Genomic DNA, 20,312 nt, shown 5'->3' on the forward strand with positions numbered 1-20,312 from the left:
TCCACACGTAGGTTGGGGTGAGCGCAGCGATGCCCAACACCAGCCTCCGCAAAGACCGCCGCTTCGGCCACCGCGCCCGCTCGCCGCAATACCCCGGTGGAGGTACCCGCCCATCACCGTCCACACGTAGGTTGGGGTGAGCGCAGCGATGCCCAACACCAGCCTCCGCAAAGACCGCCGCTTCGGCCACCGCGCCCGCTCGCCGCAATACCCCGGTGGAAGTACCCGCCGAGCACCGCCCGCACGTAGGTTGGGGTGAGCGCAGCGATGCCCAACTCCGACTTTCGCAAGCCGCCGCCGCATCCCGGCCGCAGCGGTGCAACCCCTATCAGGCCGGCACGGCCGCGGAGGGACCAACCAGTTGCCCGGCGTCCATCGTGAGCACGCGGCCCATGCGTTCGAAGGCGCGCGGCCGGTGTGCGATCAGGATGACCGTGCGGCCGGGTGCGTGATCGCTCATCAGCGCGTCGATCACGCGCGCTTCGGTGTCGGCGTCGAGCGCCGACGTGGCTTCGTCAAGCAGCAGCACCGGCGCGTCGCGCAGCACGGCACGCGCGATGCCGACGCGCTGGCGCTGGCCACCTGACAAGCTGTGTCCTTTCTCGCCGACCGGACTGTCCAGCCCGTCGGGCAGCAGCGCGATCACGTCGTCGAGCTGCGCGATGCGGCAGGCATCGAGCAGGGCGAGTTCGCTGACGTCGCGACCCAGCGTCAGATTGTCGCGAAGCGACAGGCTGAACAGTTCGGTTTCCTGCGGCACCACGGCGATCTGGTGCAGCAGTGCCTCGTGCCGGATGTCGGACAGCGGCACCTCATCGACCGCCAGCCGACCCGATTCCGGCGGGTAGAGCGCGAGCAGCAGCTTCACCAGCGTGCTTTTGCCCGAACCCGAACGCCCGGCGATGCCGACGTGCTCGCCGCGCCTTATCGTGAAATCGAGCGGGCCGAGCACGCGCCGGCCGTCGTGCGCAAAGGTCAGCGATTCGGCCTGCAGTGCCCGCCAGTCGGCGGGCCAGTCCAGCGTGCCGTGCTGCGCGGCCTGTGGCGCGAACAGCGGCATCATGCGGCCGAGGTTGGAGGTGCGTTCGATCATGGTCTGCACGCGGTCGGTCATGTCCATCGACGCCTCGCGCAGCGTGTTGAAGTAGGCGGTGTAGGTGAGCACCAGCCCGACCGACAACCCGCCTTCCATCACGCCCCAGGCCACACCCAGTATGTAGAGCGACCAGGCCAGCGCGGTATGCAGCTGGAAAAGCATCCACTTGGTGTTGGTCAGCCGCAGCCGGCGGTAGGCGAAGTCGCGCGCCGCCTGTTCGCGTGCTGCGACCCGCGCCGTCATGTCGGCGCCGGCATTCATCGCCTTGACCGACAGGATATTGGCGGCGCTTTCGACGAAGCTGCCGCTGGCGTTTTCCATCGACGCGTTGATCTGGTCGGACAGCTTTGCGATGCGCCGGTAGAAGTACCACTCGATGAAGCCCAGTACGCCGCAGTAATACAGAAAGAAAAACACGGTCGCCGGATGCAGCAGCATGCAGGCGATCAGCGCGCCGAAGAAGGCGCCCGATGCGGTGAGCAGCGCATTGACCAGTTCGCTGGTCCAGTCGCGCACCGCATCGGCGCCGGTCAGCACGCGCTGCGCCTTGTTGCCGGTACTTTCCTTCTGGTGCCAGCCGAGCGAAAAGCCGAGCAGGCGTTCAAAGCCCCACACCTTCGCGCGCATGCGCGCATCGATCGACATGCGGCCGATCACCCGCTTGGTCGACAGCCGCACCAGCGCAACCACCGCGTGCGCCACCCCCAGCGTGGCGATCAGCGTGTACATCGGCGTCAGGCTGTCGCCGCGCTGCCAGCCGATCAGGAAGTCGGCGACCTGTCCGATCAGGTAGGGCGGCAGCATCGGGTAGAACTGCACCACGCCGAGCACGCAGATGAACAGCAGGTAGCGCCGCCGGTCGGTATCGAGAAAGAACCGGATGGCGCGCGGAACGTCGGTCAGGCGGAAGTGCGCGTCGGCGCGCAGCAGGCGGGAGTCTTTCACGGTGACGGACCGGCGCGCTGGATGGCCGCGCCGGCGAGGGCAGTCAGGGTCAGGCGGTCACTTCCTTCGACGTGATGGTGTAGACAAAATTGGCCGCATCGAGGCTGTCGGCGCGCCCGGCCGATGTTTCCGCCTGCGGATACATCAGGAAGGGGATGGCCGGCCCGGTCGATTCCGGCAGCTTCAGGTCGTGCGCCACGTTGTAAGCCAGCCAGTTCATTTCCCACGAGCCGAACAGCGCCTTGCGTGCGGCCACCACCACGTCGTCCTTCAGCGTCAGGCCGGGGCGCTCTTCCAGCACCACCTTGCGCACGTCCGCCGGATCGACCGGCACCCAGCCGAAACCGGCCAGCCACACTTCGGCGCGGCAATGCTGCGCCTTCGTGATGTCGCCGGCCTTGCCCAAACTTTTATAGCCGAATTTCGAATCCGCCACGCGCACGCCATAGACATCGCGCGCCGGCAGGCCGGCGGCGCGGGCCAGACCGACGAACAGCGCATTCAGATCGGCACACTTGCCGCTCAGATTGCCGCTCTCCAGCATGCTGCGGATGTCGCCGAGGCCGCAGCCGCGCGTTTTCGGGTTGCGTTCGGTGTTGTCGCAGATCCACTCGTACACGGCGCGGGCGCGTTCCATGTCGCTGCCCGCGCCCCGGGTGATCTTCAACGCGGTGTCGCGCACGATGCCGTCGGTCGGCAGCAGTTCGGTCGCCTGCGTGTAGAGCTTGTGCGACGGCGCATCGAGCGGCGCGACGGCCCCTGGCTGGCTGAAATCGATCGCGCGATCGCGCGTGGCGAAGCGGTTCACCAGTTCGATCACCGGCGCCTCCTGACCGGCGCGCCACTGCGCCACCAGCATCTTCGCGCCATATACGGTGTCTTCTGCAATGCCGGCGCGCGCTGCGTTGCCCTGCCAGTCACTGGCCAGCGGCCGGATCCAGTCCGGATTGTCGATCGACGGCAGCGGAATCCACACCGTGGCCACTTCACCGCGCGTCACCGGCGTGACAACGGTGGTTACCTCGAAGGTGCGCCAGCCGGCGGACGGCGACGGATTGAAGGCGGGTTGCGCGGCAGAGCCGATCCGCGGCAGCGCGCCCGACAGCCCGGCCAGTGCGGAAGACTGGATGAAACGACGACGATCCATGATCACACTCCGATTGATTCAATAGCTATTTCAGCAGACGCCGCAGCCTTTCGAGCACCGCGTCGTCCTCCCATTCGATCACGCCCTGCGCACGCGCCACGACGCGATGCTGCCGGTCCAGGATCACCGTATAGGGCAGCAGACGCGCGCCCCACAGCCGGCTCAGACGCTGGTCGCGGTCATGCAGCACCGGCAGCGTGAGCTGCGCGCGCTGCATGAACAGTGCCGCATCGGCTTCGCGATCGGCCACCGCTACGGTCAGCACGACCAGTCCGGTTCCGGCCAGCTTCGCCGGCAGACGCGCCAGCGCCGGCATTTCGTCGCGGCAGGGCTCGCACCACGAGGCCCAGAAATTGATCACCAGCGGCTGTCCGGCATGGCGGGCAAGCTGTTGTGCAAGTCGCACATCGTCGCCCACCGGCGCGGCAGCCGGTGCTTCGGTCACCAGACCGGCCACCGACTCGGCGGCTGACGCCGTGCCGAGCAGTGCATGCGAGAGCAAAGAAGGTAGCAGCGCGCCCATTGCGGCGCCGCGAAGTGTCGCCCACATCGAGGTTTTCGTCTTCCCTTTTGTTCGACTGCCGATTTTCATTTCGCCGATGGACATCAAGTGGCTGTCATGGTTGCGTCACCGCGCCGTCATGTTGCTGCATTGGCCGGTCGCGACACTGCGCGGATGCGACCGGACGACGCCGACGACGAACTCGCCTTCACCGTGGAACGACTGCACGCGGCAGATGAACCGCTGCGTATCGCCGTGGTGACCGAAACCTATCCACCGGAAATCAACGGCGTCGCCATGAGCCTCAAGCGCATGCTCGACGGCCTGCTGGCGCGCGGTCACCGCATCCAGCTGATCCGGCCGCGCCAGCACGCGGACGATACCGCGATGCAGTCGGGCGCGCTGCACGAAGTGCTGGCGCGCGGCATGCCCATTCCGCGCTACGGCACGCTGCGCGTCGGCCTGCCCGCCAAGCAGAAGCTGGCCCGGCTGTGGGCGGTCGAACGGCCGGACCTGGTGCACCTGGTCACTGAAGGTCCGCTCGGCTGGTCCGCGATGGCCGGCGCACGCAAGCTGAAGTTGCCGGTGACCAGCGACTTCCGCACCAATTTCGACGCCTACAGCGCGCACTACGGCATCCGCTGGCTCAAGCGCCCGATCTCCGCCTACCTTCGCCGCTTCCACAACATGGGCCACGAAACCTTCGTGCCGACCCGTGCCATGCAGACGCAGCTGATCGACTGCGGCTACCGCAATGTCGAGGTGGTGGCGCGCGGCGTCGATACGCGGCTGTTTTCGCCGCAGCGGCGCAGCGCCGCGCTGCGCACCGCCTGGGGCGTCGGCGAGCGCGATCCGGTGGTGGCATTCGTCAGCCGGATGGCGCCGGAAAAGAATCTCGACCTGGTGGCGCGCGCCTTCGAAGCGCTGCGTGCGCAGCGGCCGCAAGCCCGCATGCTGTGGGTGGGTGATGGCCCGGCGCGTGAATCGCTGGCGCGGCAGTATCCGCATCACCTGTTTGCCGGCATGCGCACCGGCGACGATCTGGCCACCCATTACGCCAGCGCCGACCTGTTCCTGTTCGGCAGCCTGACCGAAACCTTCGGCAATGTGCTGACCGAGGCGCTGGCCAGCGGACTGCCAGTGGTGAGCTACGCGCAGGCGGCTGCAGCCGAACTGGTGGTGCCGGAGCACAACGGGCTGCTGGCCGCGCCGGGCGACGAAAACACCTTCATCGCGCAGGCAGTGCGCGCAGGGCTCGATGACGATCTGCGCGCCGGCATGGCGGTGCACGCGCGTGCCAGCGTCGAGCAGCTGGGCTGGGACAGCGTGGTGGACGCCTTTGCCGGCCGCCTGCGCGCCACGGTGCGCAATGCCGAGGCACTGCGCAGCGCGCGTTCGCGCGGCTGAAACGGCGGCGGAAGCCCGTATACTTGCGCTTTTCGCCACCGGTCTGCCTTCATGTCCGTCCTCATCTGCGGCTCCATCGCCTACGACACGATCATGGTGTTCCCGGATCGTTTCAAGCAGCACATCCTGCCCGACCAGATCCACATCCTGAACGTGGCCTTCCTGGTGCCCGACATGCGGCGCGAATTCGGCGGCTGTGCCGGCAACATTGCCTACAACCTGAAGCTGCTCGGCGGCGAGCCGCTGATCATGGCCACCGTCGGTCATGATGCCGGCCCCTACATGGATCGCCTTTCGTCGCTCGCCATCCCGGCGACCCATGTGCGACGCGTCGACACCGCCTTCACGGCGCAGGCCTTCATCACGACCGATCTCGACGACAACCAGATCACCGCCTTCCACCCGGGCGCGATGAACGTGTCGCACGAAAACCGCGTGTCCGATGCCGCTGGCGTCAAACTGGGCATCATCGCGCCCGATGGCCGTGACGGCATGATTTCGCATGCGCGCCAGTTTGCCGACGCGGGCATCCCGTTCGTGTTCGATCCCGGTCAGGGCCTGCCGATGTTCGGCGGCGACGATCTGTTGAATTTCCTGGATCTTGCGCGCTGGTGCACGGTCAATGACTATGAGGCCCGGCTGCTGTGCGAGCGCACCGGACTGACCGAAGCGCAGATCGCGGAAAAGGTCGAGGCGTTCATCGTGACCCGCGGCGCTGAAGGCTCGCGCGTCTACACTGGCGGTATGGTGACCGAAGTGGCCTGCGTGCCGGCCGACACGCTGGCCGACCCGACCGGTTGCGGCGATGCCTACCGCGGCGGCCTGCTGTACGGCCTGTCGCGCGGTGCCGACATCATTGCCTCTGCGCGTCTGGCGTCGGTCATGGGATCGATCAAGATCGCCAGCCGGGGCGGGCAGAACCACTTGCCGACGCGTGACGACATCGCCGTCCGTCATCGCGCCGCCTTCGGCACTGCGCTGGCATTCTGAGCGCCGGGGCGACGTTTCGAGAGCCGAAACATGCGCTCACCATTGGCCGGCTGACGCGCCGTGCGGCGCGCGGTAAAAGGTCAGTATGGCCGCGATGTCGCGGCCGCATACGGAGAAGCATCATGAATCGCATCGCATTGCCCGCCCTGTTGCTGGCCGGCATCGTTCTCGCAGGTTGTCAGTCCAGCCTGTCGGGAGACACCTATTCGCGCGAACAGGCGCGGCGCGAAATGTCGGTCCGCCAGGGAACGGTCGAAAGCGTGCGCGCGATCACGATCGAGGGAACGAAGTCGAATATCGGGACCGCTGCGGGTGCGGCGGTCGGCGGTCTGGCCGGCGGTCAGGGATCCACGGCGGGTGCCATTGCAGGCGCCGTGGTGGGCGGTGTGGCTGGCGCATTCATCGAAGAAGGTGCGACCCGCCGCGCGGGTCAGGAAATCACGATACGGCTCGACACCGGCAACGTGGTTTCAGTCGTCCAGCAAGGTGACGAGAAGTTCGCGATCGGCGAGCGCGTCCGCCTGGTCGGCGCGAGCGGCAACACCCGGGTCACGCGCGCGCAATGAGTCGCTGCGAGTGCGGCAGCGGTCGCATCGAGACCGACTGCTGCGCACGTCATCACGCCGGCGAGCCAGCGGCAACCCCCGAAGCGCTGATGCGCTCACGCTACAGCGCCTACGTGCTCGCCCTGACTGATTACCTGCTCGCCACCTGGCATCCGACAACACGGCCGCACGCATTGGCGCCCGCTGAGGCGGGACTGAAGTGGCTGGGGCTGGAAGTGCGAGAGTGCTCGATGCAGGATGCCGATCACGGCACGGTCGAATTCGTCGCCCGCAGCAAGTTGGGCGGGCGCGCGCACCGGCTGCATGAAACGAGCCGCTTCGTGCGCGAAAACGGTCGCTGGTTCTACCTGGACGGCGACTTCGCGGCCTGATTGATCCCTCAGAGCGACCTGCCGAAGACGCCTCCGCCTGCGGATGTTCAGTAGTCGTCGGCGCCAGCGCTTTCCTCTTCTTCGTCCTCGTCGTAGCCATCGACCGCCTCTTCCGCCACGCGGGCTTCAAGGAAGGCCTTGAAATCATCCGGGTCGGTGAATTCGTCGATGAACTCGGCAAGGATGCCGACGACGGTATCCGGATCCCATTCGCACTCGTCTGCAGCGTCGTGAATCAGCTTTTCGGCACTCATTGCTTTCTCCCGAAGGACTGGAAAGATGCGCATGGCGCAGTGCTGGAAAGCCTAGCACAGGCCGATCGGCGCTTCATCGTGCAGCGCGTCGAACATGTTGCGAAGCGTGACCGCGTCAAACGCCCGGAGGCTTGCCGACAGTGTCCGCGTTCTGCCCGAACAGCACCTTGCTGGAAAGCTCGTCGACCACCGGTTTGTCGCTGACCTGCGCACCCCGCGCGTACGCCCGCACGGTGGCCGCACGGTCGCGAATGGCTTCGTGCCAGCGCTTCAGATGCGGAAAGTCGTCCAGATTCATCTGCTGGCGCTTGTGCGGCACGGTCCATGGGTAACTCGCCATGTCGGCGATGCCGTACTGCGCACCGGCGATGAAGGCGCGATCGGCGAGGTGCTTGTTCAACACACTGTACAGGCGCGAGGTTTCGTCGACGTAGCGGCGGATCGCATAGGCGATCGGCTCCGGCGCGTACTGCACGAAATGGTGGTTCTGGCCGGCCATCGGGCCGAGCCCGCCGACCTGCCAGAACAGCCACTCCAGCGTCTGTACCCGCTGACGCAGTCCGGTTGGCATGAACTGACCGGTCTTTTCGGCCAGATAAAGCAGGATGGCGCCCGACTCGAACACCGACAGCGGCGCGCCGCCGTCCGCCGGCGCATGATCCACGATGGCCGGCATGCGGTTGTTCGGGGAAATGGCCAGAAATTCCGGCCGGAACTGCTCTCCGGCGCCGATGTTCACCGGCACAATGCGGTGCTCATTGCCGGATTCTTCAAGGAACATCAATACCTTGTAGCCGTTGGGCGTTGGCCAGAAATGAAGGTCGATCACGATGAGCTGCCCCGTTGCGGTCAATGTATTCGACCGTAACCGCTGCCCGCGACGGGCGCCAGTTGCATCTCGCCCTGCGTGTGGCGAATGCCTCGCGCACCCACCACGTACAATGCGCAGTCCCTGCCTCTTTCCGCACGCCGCATGCTCCGTCACGCCATCATTCCGGTCACCCCGTTCGAACAGAACTGCACCCTGCTGTGGTGCGACGAAACCATGAAGGGCGCCGTGGTCGATCCGGGCGGCAATCTCGAACGCGTTCTTGCCGAGGTCAAACGGCAGGGCGTCACGCTGGAAAAGATACTGATCACGCATGGCCATCTCGATCACGCCGGTGCCACGCGGGATCTGGCTGAGCAGCTCGACCTGCCGATCGAAGGTCCGCACCCGGACGACAAGTTCTGGATCGACGGCTTTCCGGTGCAGTCGCAGATGTTCGGCTTTCCGCCCTGTCGGCCCTTCGAGCCGACGCGCTGGCTTGCCGACGGCGACACCGTGACGGTCGGCAACGTGACGCTCGACGTCGTGCATTGCCCGGGCCACACGCCGGGTCATGTGGTGTTCGTCGACCGCGTCGGCCGGCTGGCTCAGGTCGGCGACGTGCTGTTCGCCGGTTCGATCGGCCGCACCGACTTTCCGCGCGGCAACCACGCCGACCTGATCCGCTCGATCCGCGAAAAACTGTTTCCGCTGGGCGACGACATCCGCTTCATTCCGGGCCACGGCCCGATGTCGACCTTCGGCGAAGAACGCCAATACAACCCACACGTTGGACAACGCTGACATGCAGCTCGAACGCATCCTGCAGAGCCAGGGTTTCGGCACCCGCCGCGAATGTCGCGCCCTGGTGCGCCTCGAACGCGTCACCGTGCGCGGCGAAATGGTCGACGACCCATTCATCGACGTGGACACGGCTGACCTCGACTACACCGTTGACGGCGAAGCCTGGCGCTATCACTCGCCGTCATACGTAATGCTGCACAAGCCGGCCGGCCACGAATGCTCGCAGAAGCCCAAGCACCATCCGGCGGTGTTTTCGCTGCTGCCGTCGCCGCTGGTCGTGCGCGCGATCCAGTGCGTCGGCCGGCTCGACGAAGACACCACCGGCCTGCTGCTGCTGACCGACGACGGCCAGCTGATCCACACGCTCACGTCGCCGAAGCACGGCGTGCTCAAGCGCTATGTCGCCACCGTGAAGCATGCGGTGGATGATGCAATGCTCAAGGCGCTGGGCAGCGGCGTGGCGCTGAACGACGCACCCGACGTGTCGGTCGCCGCGCACGCGGTCGAGCAGCTGGACGAGCATCGGATCGCCATCACCATCGGTGAGGGCAAGTACCACCAGGTCAAGCGCATGGTGGCCGCTGCCGGCAACCGGGTCGAGGCGCTGCATCGCGTGGCCGTCGGCCGGCTCGAATTGCCGGCCGATCTGGCGCCCGGCGAATGGCGCTGGTTCGATCCGGCAGAGGTGTGACGCGATGATCCATACCGATCCGCTGCAGGCGGCAGCCGAACGTCTGGTGTCGGCTGCGCCGGCCGACGTGAAGGAAGACGCGCTCGAGCGCGCGCTGCGCCCGAAACGGCTCGACGAATACATCGGCCAGGTCAAGATCCGCGAACAGCTCGACATTTTCGTCGCCGCGGCGCGCGCGCGGCGCGAGCCGCTCGACCACGTGCTGCTGTTCGGTCCGCCCGGTCTGGGCAAGACCACGCTGGCGCACATCGTTGCCGCGGAAATGGGTGTGAGCCTGCGCCAGACGTCCGGCCCGGTGCTGGAACGCGCCGGTGACCTTGCGGCGATCCTGAGCAACCTCGAACCGAACGACGTGCTGTTCATCGATGAAATCCACCGCCTGAGCCCGGTGGTGGAAGAAATACTCTACCCGGCGCTGGAAGATTTCCAGATCGACATCATGATCGGCGAGGGCCCGGCCGCGCGCTCGATCAAGCTCGACCTGCCGCCGTTCACGCTGGTCGGCGCCACCACGCGCGCCGGCATGCTGACCAATCCGCTGCGCGATCGCTTCGGCATCGTTGCCCGGCTCGAGTTCTACACCGCCGACGAACTGGCGCTGATCGTACGCCGCTCGGCCCGCCTGCTCGACTGTCCGATGGACGACGCAGGCAGCGTCGAAATCGCGCGCCGCTCGCGCGGCACGCCGCGCATCGCCAACCGCCTGCTGCGACGTTGCCGCGACTACGCCCAGGTGAAGGCCGACGGCGCCATTTCACGCGAAGTGGCGGATGCCGCGCTGACCATGCTAGACGTCGACAGCCTCGGTCTGGACATGATGGACCGCAAGCTGCTTGGCGCCATCATCGACAAGTTCGATGGCGGCCCGGTCGGCGTGGACAACCTCGCCGCCGCGGTCGGCGAGTCGCGCGACACGATAGAAGACGTGATCGAGCCGTATCTGATCCAGCAGGGGTATCTGCAGCGCACGCCGCGCGGGCGCATCGTCACCGCGGCGATCTATCGCCACTTCGGGCTGGGCGCACCCACGCCGGCGATCGCGTCACTTTGGGACGACGCGAAGCCCGCTGGCTGAGCGCTCAGCCGCCACGGCGCTGATCCGCGCGGCCTGCACTTCGCGCGCGATGGCGGGTCCGCTTTCCGGCGACCCCGTCTTGCCCTTTTCCGCCATCGATCGCGCAATCGCGCCGGCATCGACCGCCCTGAACGCCGCCGCTGCCCTGCGCACGATGTCCGCCTGCGGATAGCCGGCGGCGTCGAAGCCGGGCCGGCTGCGCTGGTCGGCTTCGCAGGCCAGCAGCATGTCGGCCAGCCGCTCCGGCTTGCGCATCACGTCCAGCCGCTCCAGCAATTTCACCATCGTGTCGGCACGCAGTTCGGCCGCGCGGTGGACGTTGGTGTGCTCCTGCGCCACCAACCGGCCGATGTCGGCAATCTCAGTCGGCACGCGCAGGCGCTCGGCCAGCGCGTGCGCCAGCTTCACGCTGCGCGCTTCGTGGGCGATGTGGCGCGGCCAGTCTTCGCGCGGTGTCGTACCCTTGCCCAGATCGTGCGCCAGCAGCGCCCAGCGCGTCGCCAGTGACGCATCATGCGCGGCCGCCCAATCCAGACACTGCAGCAGATGGATGCCGGTATCGATTTCCGGATGGTGCTTTTCCGGTTGCGGTACGCCGAACAGTGCATCGACCTCGGGCAGAACAACGGCCAGTGCCCCACAGTCGCGCAGCACGTCGATCATGCGAGAGGGGTGCGCTTCCATCAGGCCGCGCGACAGCTCCTGCCACACGCGCTCGGCAACCAGGGCGCCGGCTTCGCCCGCCTCGACCATGCCACGCATCAGCGCCCGCGTTTCCGGTGCGACGGTGAAGCCATGGAACCGGGCGGCAAAGCGGGCCAGCCGCAGGATACGCACCGGATCTTCGGCAAAGGCGGGGCCGACATGACGCAGCACGCGCGCCTCGATGTCGGCCCGACCGTTGCAGGGATCGAACAGCGTGCCGTCATCGGCCCGTGCGATCGCATTGATCGTCAGATCGCGCCGCTGCAGATCTTCTTCCAGCGTGACCGATGCATCGGCGTGGAACACGAAGCCGCGGTAGCCGGGCGCGGTCTTGCGCTCGGTACGCGCCAGCGCGTATTCCTCGTGCGTATCGGGATGCAGGAAGACCGGAAAATCGCGGCCGACCGGCGTGTAGCCGGCGACCCGCATGTCGTCGGGCGTGGCGCCGACCACCACCCAGTCGCGATCACCGGCCGGCAACTGCATCAGCTCGTCGCGAACCGAGCCGCCGACGCGGTAGATGCGCACCCTATCTGCCTGCCTTTGAACGTGCGCGCTCGAAACGGTCGGTCGGCGTGAAGTCGGCCAGGCAACGGCCGATCTCGCTTTCCAGCAGCGCCGGCGTGAAGCCGAACGGGAGCGTGCAGCCGGCGTCGCACACGTTGTCGACACTCATCGAACGCAGGTTGTCGCGCGACATCAACGTCGGGCCGGGCGCCATTTCGAGCATCAGCGCCTGCAGCGATGCCAGCGGTCCGGGCAGGCCGATGACGCAGGGATCGCGGCCGATGGTGCGACCGGTCAGCTGCACCAGTTCGCGCATCGTGTACACCTTGGGCCCGCACAATGGATACATCTGACCGATGGTGTCGTCGCTGTCGAGCGCATGCACGATGCAGCGCGCCACGTCGCGCACATCCACCGGTTGATAACGCGTGTCGGCGCCAGCCAGCGGCATCACCGGAAACAGCTTCAGCAGCCGCGCGAACAGGCGCAGGAAGCATTCGCCGTCGCCGAACACCAGCGACGGCCTGAATATCGTCCATTCGAGTCCGCTGGCACGTACGGCGTCTTCACCGGCGGCCTTCGAACGCTGGTATTCGGACGGCGCGTCAGCGGCTGCGCCCAGTGCGCTGACCTGCACCATGCGCGGCACGCCGGCGGTTTTTGCTGCGGCGGCGACGGCGTGCGGCAACGCAACGTGCGCGCGTTCGAAATCCTTGCCCCAGGGGCTGCCGCTGCGCGAATGCAGGATGCCGACCAGATTCACCACCGCATCGGCGCCCTGCATCAGGCGGTGCAGCGTGGCGCCATCGTGCGCGTCGGCTTCGATGACATCGACCGTGGGCAGCAGTATCAGGTGCTTGGCGCGGTCACGCCGGCGCGTCGGCACGATGACGCGGATGTTGCGCTCTGCAAGCAGGCGGGCGACGTGGCTGCCGATGAAACCGCTGCCGCCGATCAGGAGAACTGTGGAAAGGGACATCGCGCTCACTCGGGTTGAACAACGGCCATCATGCTACCAGCGTCGCAGCAGGGGGATGCGTGACCGGGATCAAGACGTGTGCCGGCCATGGCGCGGTCCAGTGCGGGCGGACTCTTATATCGGATCGTCCGGCAGCGCGCCCGGACCCGGCCGTATCGTGCCCAGGCGCTGCTTGAGCCCGGGGCTGTCGGGCTGTCCGAACACCAGGCTGTACAGCACCGCGTTGGCCATCACCTTCTTCACGTAGTCGCGCGTTTCGTTGAACGGAATGGTTTCGGCGTAGATCGCGCCTTCGAGCGGCTTGGCGGCGCGCCACTTCTTGGCCCGGCCGGGCCCGGCGTTGTAGCCGGCGCTGGCCAGCACCACGTGATCGTCGAGGCTGTCCAGCACCAGCCGCATGTAGCTGGTGCCGAGCAGCAGATTGGTGTCCGGGTCGGCGATCTGCGATGGCTTGTAGCCGTTCAAGCCGATTTTCTTTGCCACCCACTGGCCGGTCGCCGGCATCACCTGCATCAGGCCCTGCGCGCCCGCCGATGATTTGGCGCGCGTGATGAAGCGGCTTTCCTGCCGCATCAGCCCATACACCCAGCTCAGGTCAAGCGAACGGGCGTGCACATGCGGTTCGACATCGCTGCGCATCGGTGCGAGGTAGCGCAGCGAGTAGTCGTGTTCCAGCGTCGTGCGGTCGGCGCTGTTGATGGCGCGGTCCCACAACTTGTGGCGCAGCGCCACGTGCGCCGCGGTGAGCAGGGCGCGGTCATCGGCTTCGCGGATGGCCCAGTTCCATTCGCGTACCGCCTCGGTGCGCAGGTCGAGCTCGAACAGCTTGAGCGCGCGCGCGATCGCTGGCGTCGCCTCGGCGCGACGGATTTCATCGACCGACGGCGCCGTGGCCTGCGGCGGCAGTCGATGCGGCTGATCGAGCTCTTCGGCCGCGAGCAGGCCGTAGAAGTGCGGCTCGCCGGCAATGCGTCGCCACGCAGCGTGCGCCTGATCGACGTGTCCGGTCGCGCTGCGCGCCCGGCCGTCCCAGTAGATCCACTCGGGCTTCTCGGCCAGCGTCTGCGGCATGCGGCCGATGATGTCGCGCAGCACCTTCCAGTTCGTTGCGCGCAGCGCAGCGCGCGCGCACCAGGCCAGGGCTTCTTCGCCCTGCAGCGCATCATCGGCCGACCGGCACCACTGCACCGCGCGCGTATCGTGCTGCTGCGCGCCCTGCCAGCCAAGTTGCTCGAAGGCGTAACCGCGCTCCTCGGCGCTGAATCGGTGGGCAACCACTTCGAGGCTGCGTTCGGCGCCGCGCACGTCGCTGCGCGCACGGCGCGCGATGGCCATCAGCGCCAGTTCGCGCCCGCGCCGGGTGATCGAGAAGTTGGCGGGCTGGCGATCGAGCCAGCGCGTCGGGCTGCTGATGATGTCGTCCAGCGCGCTGGCCGGCGGCTGAGCAGCGTCTGGCAGCAAGGCAAGCGTGCTGCGCGCCTGGCCGGGGCGCCGCAGTTCCATGTGACGACGTGCGCGTAGCCACACTTCATCTTCTGTCAGGCGGCCGGCGTCGAACAGTGCGGCAAAGACGGGTGCGCAGGCGGACGGCGGCTCGTCCATCGTCGCCCACAGCAGCTTTGCATCGGCGAGCGCAGCCTGTTCGGCAACATCCAGCCGGGCGCGCAGCGCGTGACAGCGCAGATCGGCTTCGGGTGTCGGCGAACTTTGCGGCAGCAAGGCGTACTGGGCGCGATAGTCGCTCCATTGTTCGGCCTTTGCGAGCTGGCGCAGCCAGTCCGAACGCAGTCGCTGCGCAACCAGCGTGCCAGCGTGCTGTTCGAGGAAGGCGGCGACGCGGTCGGGTGAGGCGCGGTCGAGATCGAGACGCAGCCGGTAATACTCGATGTAGGACGAGAGTACGTGCGACTGCAGTCCGCTGGCACTGCGCTCGAAAGCCTGCCGGTTGCCGGCGGAAAATGCGTCGCGTGCGGCGATGAAGGCGGCGTCAGCGTTGGCCTGCACCGCAGGCGCGCACAGTGCGAGCGCAAACAGGAGCGGGCGGCATGCGCGCTTGACCTGCGCACTGAGGGTGAATTGCATGGGCATCTGCTATCGTTTTCGCTTGCTGATACTCATGATACCGCCCGCACGTGAATGTTCCCGACGATCGCGCCCGACGGCGCGCACTTCGCCTGACGCTGGTTTCCCGGCGCGAGGCCATGCCGGCGACTGCGCTGGCCCCATGGCATGCCGCCATCGCCCGCCATCTTGAGGCGCTGCTGGCGCAACTCGCACCCGCCTCCATCGGCTTCACCTGGCCCTACCGCGGCGAATTCGATGCGCTCGCCGTCGTGCGCGACTGGCTGACCGGCGACGCTGTGCGCTGGGCGGCGCTGCCGGTGGTAGGGGAAAAAGGCCAGCCGATGACGTTCCGTCGCTGGACACCCGCAAGCGCCATGGCCAGCGACCGCTACGGCATTCCGTACCCGGCGGATGGCGCGCCGGTGGTGCCCGAGCTGTTGCTGATCCCATGCAACGGTTTCGACGCACGCGGGTTCAGGCTCGGTTACGGCGCCGGCCATTTCGACCGCACGCTGGCCGCGCTCACGCCGGCGCCGCGCGCCATCGGCATTGCCATCGAGGACGGACGACTCGACGATCTGGACCCGCAGCCGCACGACATTCCGATGGACTGGATCGTCAGCGAAGCCGGGGTATTCGGTCCCTACAGATGAGCGACGGGCGAAAAAAAACCGGCGCATGCGCCGGCTTTCGCTTCACTCGGGCCGCCTACTTTTCCAGCACGGCCTTCAGGTTTTCCAGGCCGCTCTTGTAGACGCCGGTGATGGCGCTCAGCGCAGCATCGTCGTCCTCGCCCTTCGGCGGGTCGTTGTTCATGTACTTGCGGTAGAAGGCGCCGCGCCATTCCACCACCGTGGTGCCGCCTTCGCCGGCCTTCACCGTCATGTTGGAGCTGTAGTTGGTGACCGGAAGCGCACCGCCATCCTTGGCGCGGTAGGAAAACTTCTTCGCGGCCGGGTCGATGGACTCCAGTGTTTCGATGACTTGACCGCCGCCCTTGAGATTGAGTGTGCGGACCGAACCGACTTCGCTGCGATTGGTCGTGCTGCTGCTTTCGACCGCCGGATGCCAGCCATGCAACTTCGTGAAGTCGCCGACCTTGTCCCACACGGCCTCCGGGCTGGCCTTGATCGTGATCGATTCGAAGGCCTTCTGGCGCGTCGGGCCGTGGGCGTGTGCGAAAGTGGCGGCAAGGGATGCGGCCAGCATGATGATGAACGCCGAAACTGCGCGCATGGTATCTCCTCGGTTGTCAAAAACGGTTGTTGCAAAGGCGGCGTCGATAGCCGCAGGCGGCGCAGCGATCAATGCGCAGGCGCCGGGCGATGGATGAAGCGGCCGAAGCCGCGCGGGTTGCGGCCCAGATCGATGGTGCCGCGCGCCGCACCGGTCTGCGCGTCGAACACGCCGACCAGATCGTCCATCCAGCTGACGACCAGCAGTGTATTGCCGGTCACTGCGACGCCCTCGGGATAAACGACCGAAGGCCAGGTCGCGATGACCTGACGTTGCGCGGTGTCGATGACCGATACGCTGTCGCCCTGCTGATTGGTCACGTAGGCGCGCGCGCCGTCGTCCGAAAAGGCGATGCCGTACGGCCCCTTGCCGACCGGCAGTGTCGCCACGCTGCGCTGCTGCGCGACGTCCACCACGGACACGTCATTGCTCCACACATTCAGCGCGTACAGCGTGCGCCCGTCGGCCGACAGTTCCAGTGCGAATGGGTGATTGCCGACCGCAATCGTCGATACCTGCTTCATCTGTGCGAGGTCGAGCACGCCGACTGCATTGTCGTCGCGGTTGGCCACCCAGGCCGTGCGGCTGTCCGGCGAGGCGACCAGTCCGGCCGGCGCATTGCCGACCGCGATCTCGCCGAGCGCGGCGTGTGTGGCGGCGTCGAACACCAGCACGCGGTGCGAAAACCAGTCCGCCACCAGCAGTCGTCGGCCGTCCGGCGTCACCGTGATGCCGACCGGGCTCTTGCCGGCCGGGATGCTGCCGGTGACCCGACGCGTCGCCAGATCGATGACGGTGATGCTCGCACTGTCCGGGCTGCTGATGAAGGCCTTGCCCGCCGCCTCGCTGACCCACACGCCGGCCGGTGACTTGCCGGCGGGCAGCGCAGCGATCACGCGCGATGTTTCGAGGTCGACCACGCTGACGTCGTGCGAGCCCTGGTTCGTGATGTAGGCGAGCGGGCCGGCCAGTGCGGCGGCGCTGGTCAGTGCGCCGCACATCAGCGCCAGCAGCCCTGCAAACAGCGAAGGTTTCATCCGAGGAACAGCTTGTAGGCCGGGTTGTCGGTTTCGTCGCGGTAGGCATAGCCCAGCGCGTCGAGGAAGGTCTGCAACGCGGCCCGATCGCTCGCCGGCACCTGCATGCCGACCAGCACGCGGCCGTAGTCGGCACCGTGGTTGCGGTAATGGAACAGGCTGATGTTCCAGTCGCGGCACATCGCGTCGAGGAATTTCATCAGTGCGCCCGGCCGTTCCGGGAATTCGAAGCGGTACACCTGTTCCTGGCCCGCTTCCGGGCTGCGCCCGCCGACCATGTAGCGCACGTGCAGCTTGGCCAGTTCGTCATCGGTCAGGTCCAGCGCGGGATAGCCGTTCGCCACCAGGTGGCGCACCAGTTCGGCGGCCTCGTCGCGCCCCGACACCTGCACGCCGACGAAGGCGTGCGCCTCTTTCGCGTCCTTGTAGCGGTAATTCAGCTCGGTGATGTTGCGCCGGCCGAACAGTGCGACCAGTTCGCGGTACGCGCCCGGCCGCTCCGGCAGCGTCACCGCCAGAACCGCCTCGCGCGACTCGCCGATTTCGGCGCGCTCGGCGACGAAGCGCAGGCGGTCAAAATTCATGTTGGCGCCGGAGGCAATCGCCACCAGCGTCGCGCCCTTCACGTTGTTCTTCGCCGCCCAGGCCTTGGCTCCGGCCACCGCGAGCGCGCCGGCCGGTTCGAGAATCGAGCGGGTGTCTTCGAACACGTCCTTGATCGCCGCGCAGATTTCGTCGGTGTTCACCAGCACCATTTCGTCGACGTAGAGCTGTGCCAGGCGGAAGGTTTCCTCGCCGACCAGTTTGACGGCTGCGCCGTCGGCGAACAGGCCGACGGTGTCGAGCTGGATGCGCCGGCCGGCCGCCAGCGACTGCGCCATCGCATCGGCATCCGATGCCTCCACGCCGATGATGCGGGTGTTGGGCCGCAGCCGCTTTATATAAGCAGCGACGCCGGCCACCAGCCCGCCGCCGCCGACGCAGCAGAACACGGCGTCGATCGGTTTCGGGTGCTGGCGGAGGATTTCGACCCCTATCGTGCCCTGGCCGGCGATCACGTCCGGATCGTCGAAGGGGTGTACGAAGGTCAGGCCCTGTTCCGCTTCGAGCGTGCGCGCATGGGCGTAGGCTTCGTCGTAGGATTCACCCGCCAGCACCACCTCGCCGCCGCGTGCCGCGACCGCCTCGACCTTGATGCGCGGCGTCGTCGTCGGCATGACGATGACCGCGCGGCAACCCAGCTTTGCCGCCGACAGCGCCACGCCCTGCGCGTGGTTGCCGGCCGAGGCACAGATGACGCCGCGTGCGCGCGCCTCCGGCGTCATGTTGGCCAGCTTGTTGTAGGCGCCGCGCAGCTTGAACGAGAACACCGGCTGCATGTCTTCGCGCTTGAACAGCACTGTGTTGCCGATGCGCCGCGACAGGTTCGGGGCGAGGTCGAGCGGCGTTTCGATCGCCACGTCGTACACTTGCGCGTTCAGGATCTTTTCGAGGTAGTCGATGTGCATGATGGGGATACAGCCTTGCGCGCGCCGTCGCGGGAATGGGCGGCGCACAGGGGCGCAAGCCTAGCAGCGCGCGCGCTCTGCCGGCAAATGCCATGCACGCGCGCCGAATGGCAATGATGGACTGGATGCCGGGCGCCGAAGCCAGCCTGGGTGGCCTGTTCATCGCCAGCTTTCTCGCCGCGACGATACTGCCGGTCGGCTCCGAGCCGATGTTCATCGCCGTCGTCACGGCGCATCCGGACCAGCGCGAGGCAGCCGTGCTGCTTGCCACATTGGGCAATACGGCCGGCGGCATGGCCAGCTACTGGATGGGGCGGTTGATTCCGGGCCGGGCGCTCCCGGAGCGGCTCGAATTCGTGCGCCGGCACGGCACACCGGTGCTGCTGCTGTCGTGGACGCCGTTCATCGGCGATGCGCTGTGCGTCGCCGCCGGCTGGCTGCGTCTGCCGCCCTGGCGCAGCGCGCTGATGATGGCGCTGGGCAAGGGCGCGCGCTACGTGGCACTGGCCGCGCTGCTGGCATGATCCGTTCCGGCCCGCACACCACCCAGCTGGCGCGCCACCTCGCGGTCGCGTGGGCGCTCCTGATCACCTATGCCAGCCTGCACCCGCTGGGCGAGTTCCGCGACGCCGGCGACCGGCTGCTGGATTTTCTGACGGCGCCCTGGCCGCGTTACTGGACGCGCTTCGACGTCGTCGCCAACGCGCTGGGTTACCTGCCGCTCGGTTTTCTGCTGGTGCCGGCCGCGGCGCCCCGGCTGCGCCGCACACCCGCCCTTGTGCTGGCGATCATTCTGGCGACCGGGCTGTCGATCAGTCTGGAAGTGCTGCAGCACTTTCTGCCGCGTCGGGTGCCGTCGAATCTTGACGTGCTGTCGAACATGGTGGGTGCGGCGATCGGCGCGCTGATCGGCTGGCGCTGGGGCGGCGTGCTCAATGACGGCGGCGCGCTTGCCCGCTGGCGCACCCGGCGCATCGTGCGCGGCCACACCGGCGACATTGCGCTGGTGCTGCTGTGCCTGTGGTGGGTGGCACAGATCGATCCGGATACGCCACTGTTCGGTCTGGGTGACCTTCGCGATCTGTTCGGCCTGCCGCCACCGGTCGATTTCACCGAACACCGCTACCGGGCGGTCGAGATCGGCGCCTGTATCTGCGCCATGGTCGGCGTCGGCGTGATCGGCTGGCACAGCATGCGCGCGCGAAGCCTATGGCTGCTGGCAAGCGGTTTCGTCATCGCGCTGGCGGTCAAGGCCGGTTCGGGGGCGGTGCTGGTGCCCGCTGGCGGTGCCTGGCTGTGGGCGACGCCCGGTGCGCTGGCCGGTCTGGTGGCGGGCGCTCTGGCTCTGGGCATTGTGCTGTGGCTGCCGGCCACGCTGCGTTTCGCGCTGGCCGCGCTGGCGCTGCTGGCGGGTGTCGCGCTGGCGAATCTGGCGCCGTACAACCCTTATCCGTCGGCGGTGTCGGACGCCTGGCGAGCGGGCCACTTTTTCAATTTCAGCGGCCTGACGCGACTGGCGTCGGCGCTGTGGCCGTATTTCGCCCTGCCTTACCTGATGGCGCTGCAGGCGCGTGAAGGACGCAGCCGACATGCAGCCCACGATCACCGATAATCACGGTC

At 67.2% G+C, this 20,312-nt stretch carries 21 protein-coding genes; 10 read left to right on the plus strand and 11 right to left on the minus strand.

The features are described 5' to 3' along the window. Positions 1-328: 328 nt before the first annotated feature. The 3 genes from Q8R75_RS03770 to Q8R75_RS03780 are packed head-to-tail and all read right to left on the minus strand — an operon-like array spanning position 329 to position 3,738. Positions 329-2,041 carry an ABC transporter ATP-binding protein gene (locus Q8R75_RS03770; RefSeq protein ID WP_305615723.1) on the minus strand — a complete coding sequence of 571 codons (1,713 nt, stop codon included), beginning with the start codon at positions 2,039-2,041 and terminating at the stop codon, positions 329-331. A gap of 49 nt (positions 2,042-2,090) precedes the next feature. Continuing rightward, positions 2,091-3,188, minus strand: a complete 1,098-nt coding sequence (locus Q8R75_RS03775) for a transglutaminase-like domain-containing protein (protein ID WP_305615721.1) — start codon at positions 3,186-3,188, stop codon at positions 2,091-2,093. Positions 3,189-3,213: 25 nt separating this feature from the next. Then, the gene (locus tag Q8R75_RS03780) at positions 3,214-3,738 is read right to left on the minus strand and encodes a TlpA disulfide reductase family protein (RefSeq protein ID WP_305615719.1); all 525 of its coding nucleotides are present in this window, start codon (positions 3,736-3,738) and stop codon (positions 3,214-3,216) included. Positions 3,739-3,807: 69 nt separating this feature from the next. Between Q8R75_RS03780 and Q8R75_RS03785 the strand changes: the two genes are divergently transcribed. From Q8R75_RS03785 to Q8R75_RS03800, 4 genes are all read left to right on the plus strand, one after another. Beyond that, complete coding sequence (locus Q8R75_RS03785) at positions 3,808-5,097, plus strand: glycosyltransferase family 1 protein (RefSeq protein WP_305663521.1); 1,290 nt, start codon at positions 3,808-3,810, stop codon at positions 5,095-5,097. Positions 5,098-5,148: 51 nt separating this feature from the next. Next, positions 5,149-6,087 (plus strand): carbohydrate kinase family protein, encoded by a 939-nt coding sequence (locus tag Q8R75_RS03790; RefSeq protein ID WP_305615717.1) that lies wholly within the window; start codon positions 5,149-5,151, stop codon positions 6,085-6,087. A gap of 122 nt (positions 6,088-6,209) precedes the next feature. Then, entirely contained in the window at positions 6,210-6,653 is a 444-nt protein-coding gene (locus Q8R75_RS03795) for a hypothetical protein (RefSeq protein ID WP_305615715.1), read from the plus strand. Beyond that, positions 6,650-7,024 (plus strand): YchJ family metal-binding protein, encoded by a 375-nt coding sequence (locus tag Q8R75_RS03800; protein WP_305615713.1) that lies wholly within the window; start codon positions 6,650-6,652, stop codon positions 7,022-7,024. The genes Q8R75_RS03795 and Q8R75_RS03800 overlap by 4 nt, the downstream gene beginning before the upstream one ends. 47 nt (positions 7,025-7,071) lie before the next feature. Here the strand turns inward: Q8R75_RS03800 and Q8R75_RS03805 are convergent, their stop codons facing one another. Next, positions 7,072-7,278: a hypothetical protein gene (locus tag Q8R75_RS03805; RefSeq protein ID WP_305615711.1), complete on the minus strand. Its 207-nt coding sequence runs from the start codon at positions 7,276-7,278 to the stop codon at positions 7,072-7,074. A 115-nt stretch (positions 7,279-7,393) separates the two neighbouring features. Further along, positions 7,394-8,107, minus strand: a complete 714-nt coding sequence (locus Q8R75_RS03810) for a glutathione binding-like protein (RefSeq protein WP_305626655.1) — start codon at positions 8,105-8,107, stop codon at positions 7,394-7,396. A 144-nt stretch (positions 8,108-8,251) separates the two neighbouring features. Between Q8R75_RS03810 and Q8R75_RS03815 the strand changes: the two genes are divergently transcribed. The 3 genes from Q8R75_RS03815 to ruvB are packed head-to-tail and all read left to right on the plus strand — an operon-like array spanning position 8,252 to position 10,656. Continuing rightward, positions 8,252-8,890, plus strand: a complete 639-nt coding sequence (locus Q8R75_RS03815; RefSeq protein ID WP_305615707.1) for an MBL fold metallo-hydrolase — start codon at positions 8,252-8,254, stop codon at positions 8,888-8,890. Between the two features lies 1 nt (position 8,891). After that, positions 8,892-9,581, plus strand: coding sequence for a 16S rRNA pseudouridine(516) synthase (locus Q8R75_RS03820; protein WP_305615705.1), 690 nt, complete (start codon positions 8,892-8,894; stop codon positions 9,579-9,581). Between the two features lie 4 nt (positions 9,582-9,585). Beyond that, positions 9,586-10,656: a Holliday junction branch migration DNA helicase RuvB gene (gene ruvB, locus Q8R75_RS03825; protein WP_305615699.1), complete on the plus strand. Its 1,071-nt coding sequence runs from the start codon at positions 9,586-9,588 to the stop codon at positions 10,654-10,656. Here ruvB and Q8R75_RS03830 read toward each other — a convergent pair. The 3 genes from Q8R75_RS03830 to Q8R75_RS03840 all read right to left on the minus strand — a co-directional run bounded on the left by Q8R75_RS03830 (position 10,624) and on the right by Q8R75_RS03840 (position 14,929). After that, positions 10,624-11,889 (minus strand): multifunctional CCA addition/repair protein, encoded by a 1,266-nt coding sequence (locus tag Q8R75_RS03830; protein ID WP_305615697.1) that lies wholly within the window; start codon positions 11,887-11,889, stop codon positions 10,624-10,626. The genes ruvB and Q8R75_RS03830 overlap by 33 nt on opposite strands. 1 nt (position 11,890) lies before the next feature. After that, positions 11,891-12,847 carry a complex I NDUFA9 subunit family protein gene (locus tag Q8R75_RS03835; RefSeq protein WP_305663518.1) on the minus strand — a complete coding sequence of 319 codons (957 nt, stop codon included), beginning with the start codon at positions 12,845-12,847 and terminating at the stop codon, positions 11,891-11,893. A gap of 114 nt (positions 12,848-12,961) precedes the next feature. Beyond that, positions 12,962-14,929 (minus strand): lytic transglycosylase domain-containing protein, encoded by a 1,968-nt coding sequence (locus Q8R75_RS03840; RefSeq protein WP_305615693.1) that lies wholly within the window; start codon positions 14,927-14,929, stop codon positions 12,962-12,964. Positions 14,930-14,979: 50 nt separating this feature from the next. Here Q8R75_RS03840 and Q8R75_RS03845 point away from each other — a divergent pair, with 50 nt between their 5' ends. After that, a complete protein-coding gene (locus Q8R75_RS03845; RefSeq protein WP_305615691.1) occupies positions 14,980-15,564 on the plus strand; it encodes a 5-formyltetrahydrofolate cyclo-ligase in 585 nt (194 codons plus the stop codon). 55 nt (positions 15,565-15,619) lie between these two features. Here Q8R75_RS03845 and Q8R75_RS03850 read toward each other — a convergent pair whose 3' ends face one another. The 3 genes from Q8R75_RS03850 to ilvA all read right to left on the minus strand — a co-directional run bounded on the left by Q8R75_RS03850 (position 15,620) and on the right by ilvA (position 18,692). Further along, positions 15,620-16,147, minus strand: coding sequence for an SRPBCC family protein (locus Q8R75_RS03850; RefSeq protein WP_305615689.1), 528 nt, complete (start codon positions 16,145-16,147; stop codon positions 15,620-15,622). Between the two features lie 68 nt (positions 16,148-16,215). Beyond that, the gene (locus Q8R75_RS03855) at positions 16,216-17,184 is read right to left on the minus strand and encodes a beta-propeller fold lactonase family protein (RefSeq protein ID WP_305615688.1); all 969 of its coding nucleotides are present in this window, start codon (positions 17,182-17,184) and stop codon (positions 16,216-16,218) included. Beyond that, complete coding sequence (ilvA, locus tag Q8R75_RS03860) at positions 17,181-18,692, minus strand: threonine ammonia-lyase, biosynthetic (protein WP_305615686.1); 1,512 nt, start codon at positions 18,690-18,692, stop codon at positions 17,181-17,183. The genes Q8R75_RS03855 and ilvA overlap by 4 nt, the downstream gene beginning before the upstream one ends. A 116-nt stretch (positions 18,693-18,808) precedes the next feature. Between ilvA and Q8R75_RS03865 the strand changes: the two genes are divergently transcribed. Together Q8R75_RS03865 and Q8R75_RS03870 are read left to right on the plus strand one after the other, a co-directional pair. Beyond that, positions 18,809-19,216 (plus strand): YqaA family protein, encoded by a 408-nt coding sequence (locus Q8R75_RS03865; protein WP_305615737.1) that lies wholly within the window; start codon positions 18,809-18,811, stop codon positions 19,214-19,216. Continuing rightward, positions 19,213-20,304, plus strand: a complete 1,092-nt coding sequence (locus Q8R75_RS03870; protein ID WP_305615684.1) for a VanZ family protein — start codon at positions 19,213-19,215, stop codon at positions 20,302-20,304. Before Q8R75_RS03865 ends, Q8R75_RS03870 begins: the two co-directional genes overlap by 4 nt. The last annotated feature ends 8 nt before the right edge of the window (positions 20,305-20,312 follow it).

The sequence above is a fragment of the Methyloversatilis sp. genome (genome assembly GCF_030696805.1).
Classification (GTDB): domain Bacteria; phylum Pseudomonadota; class Gammaproteobacteria; order Burkholderiales; family Rhodocyclaceae; genus Methyloversatilis.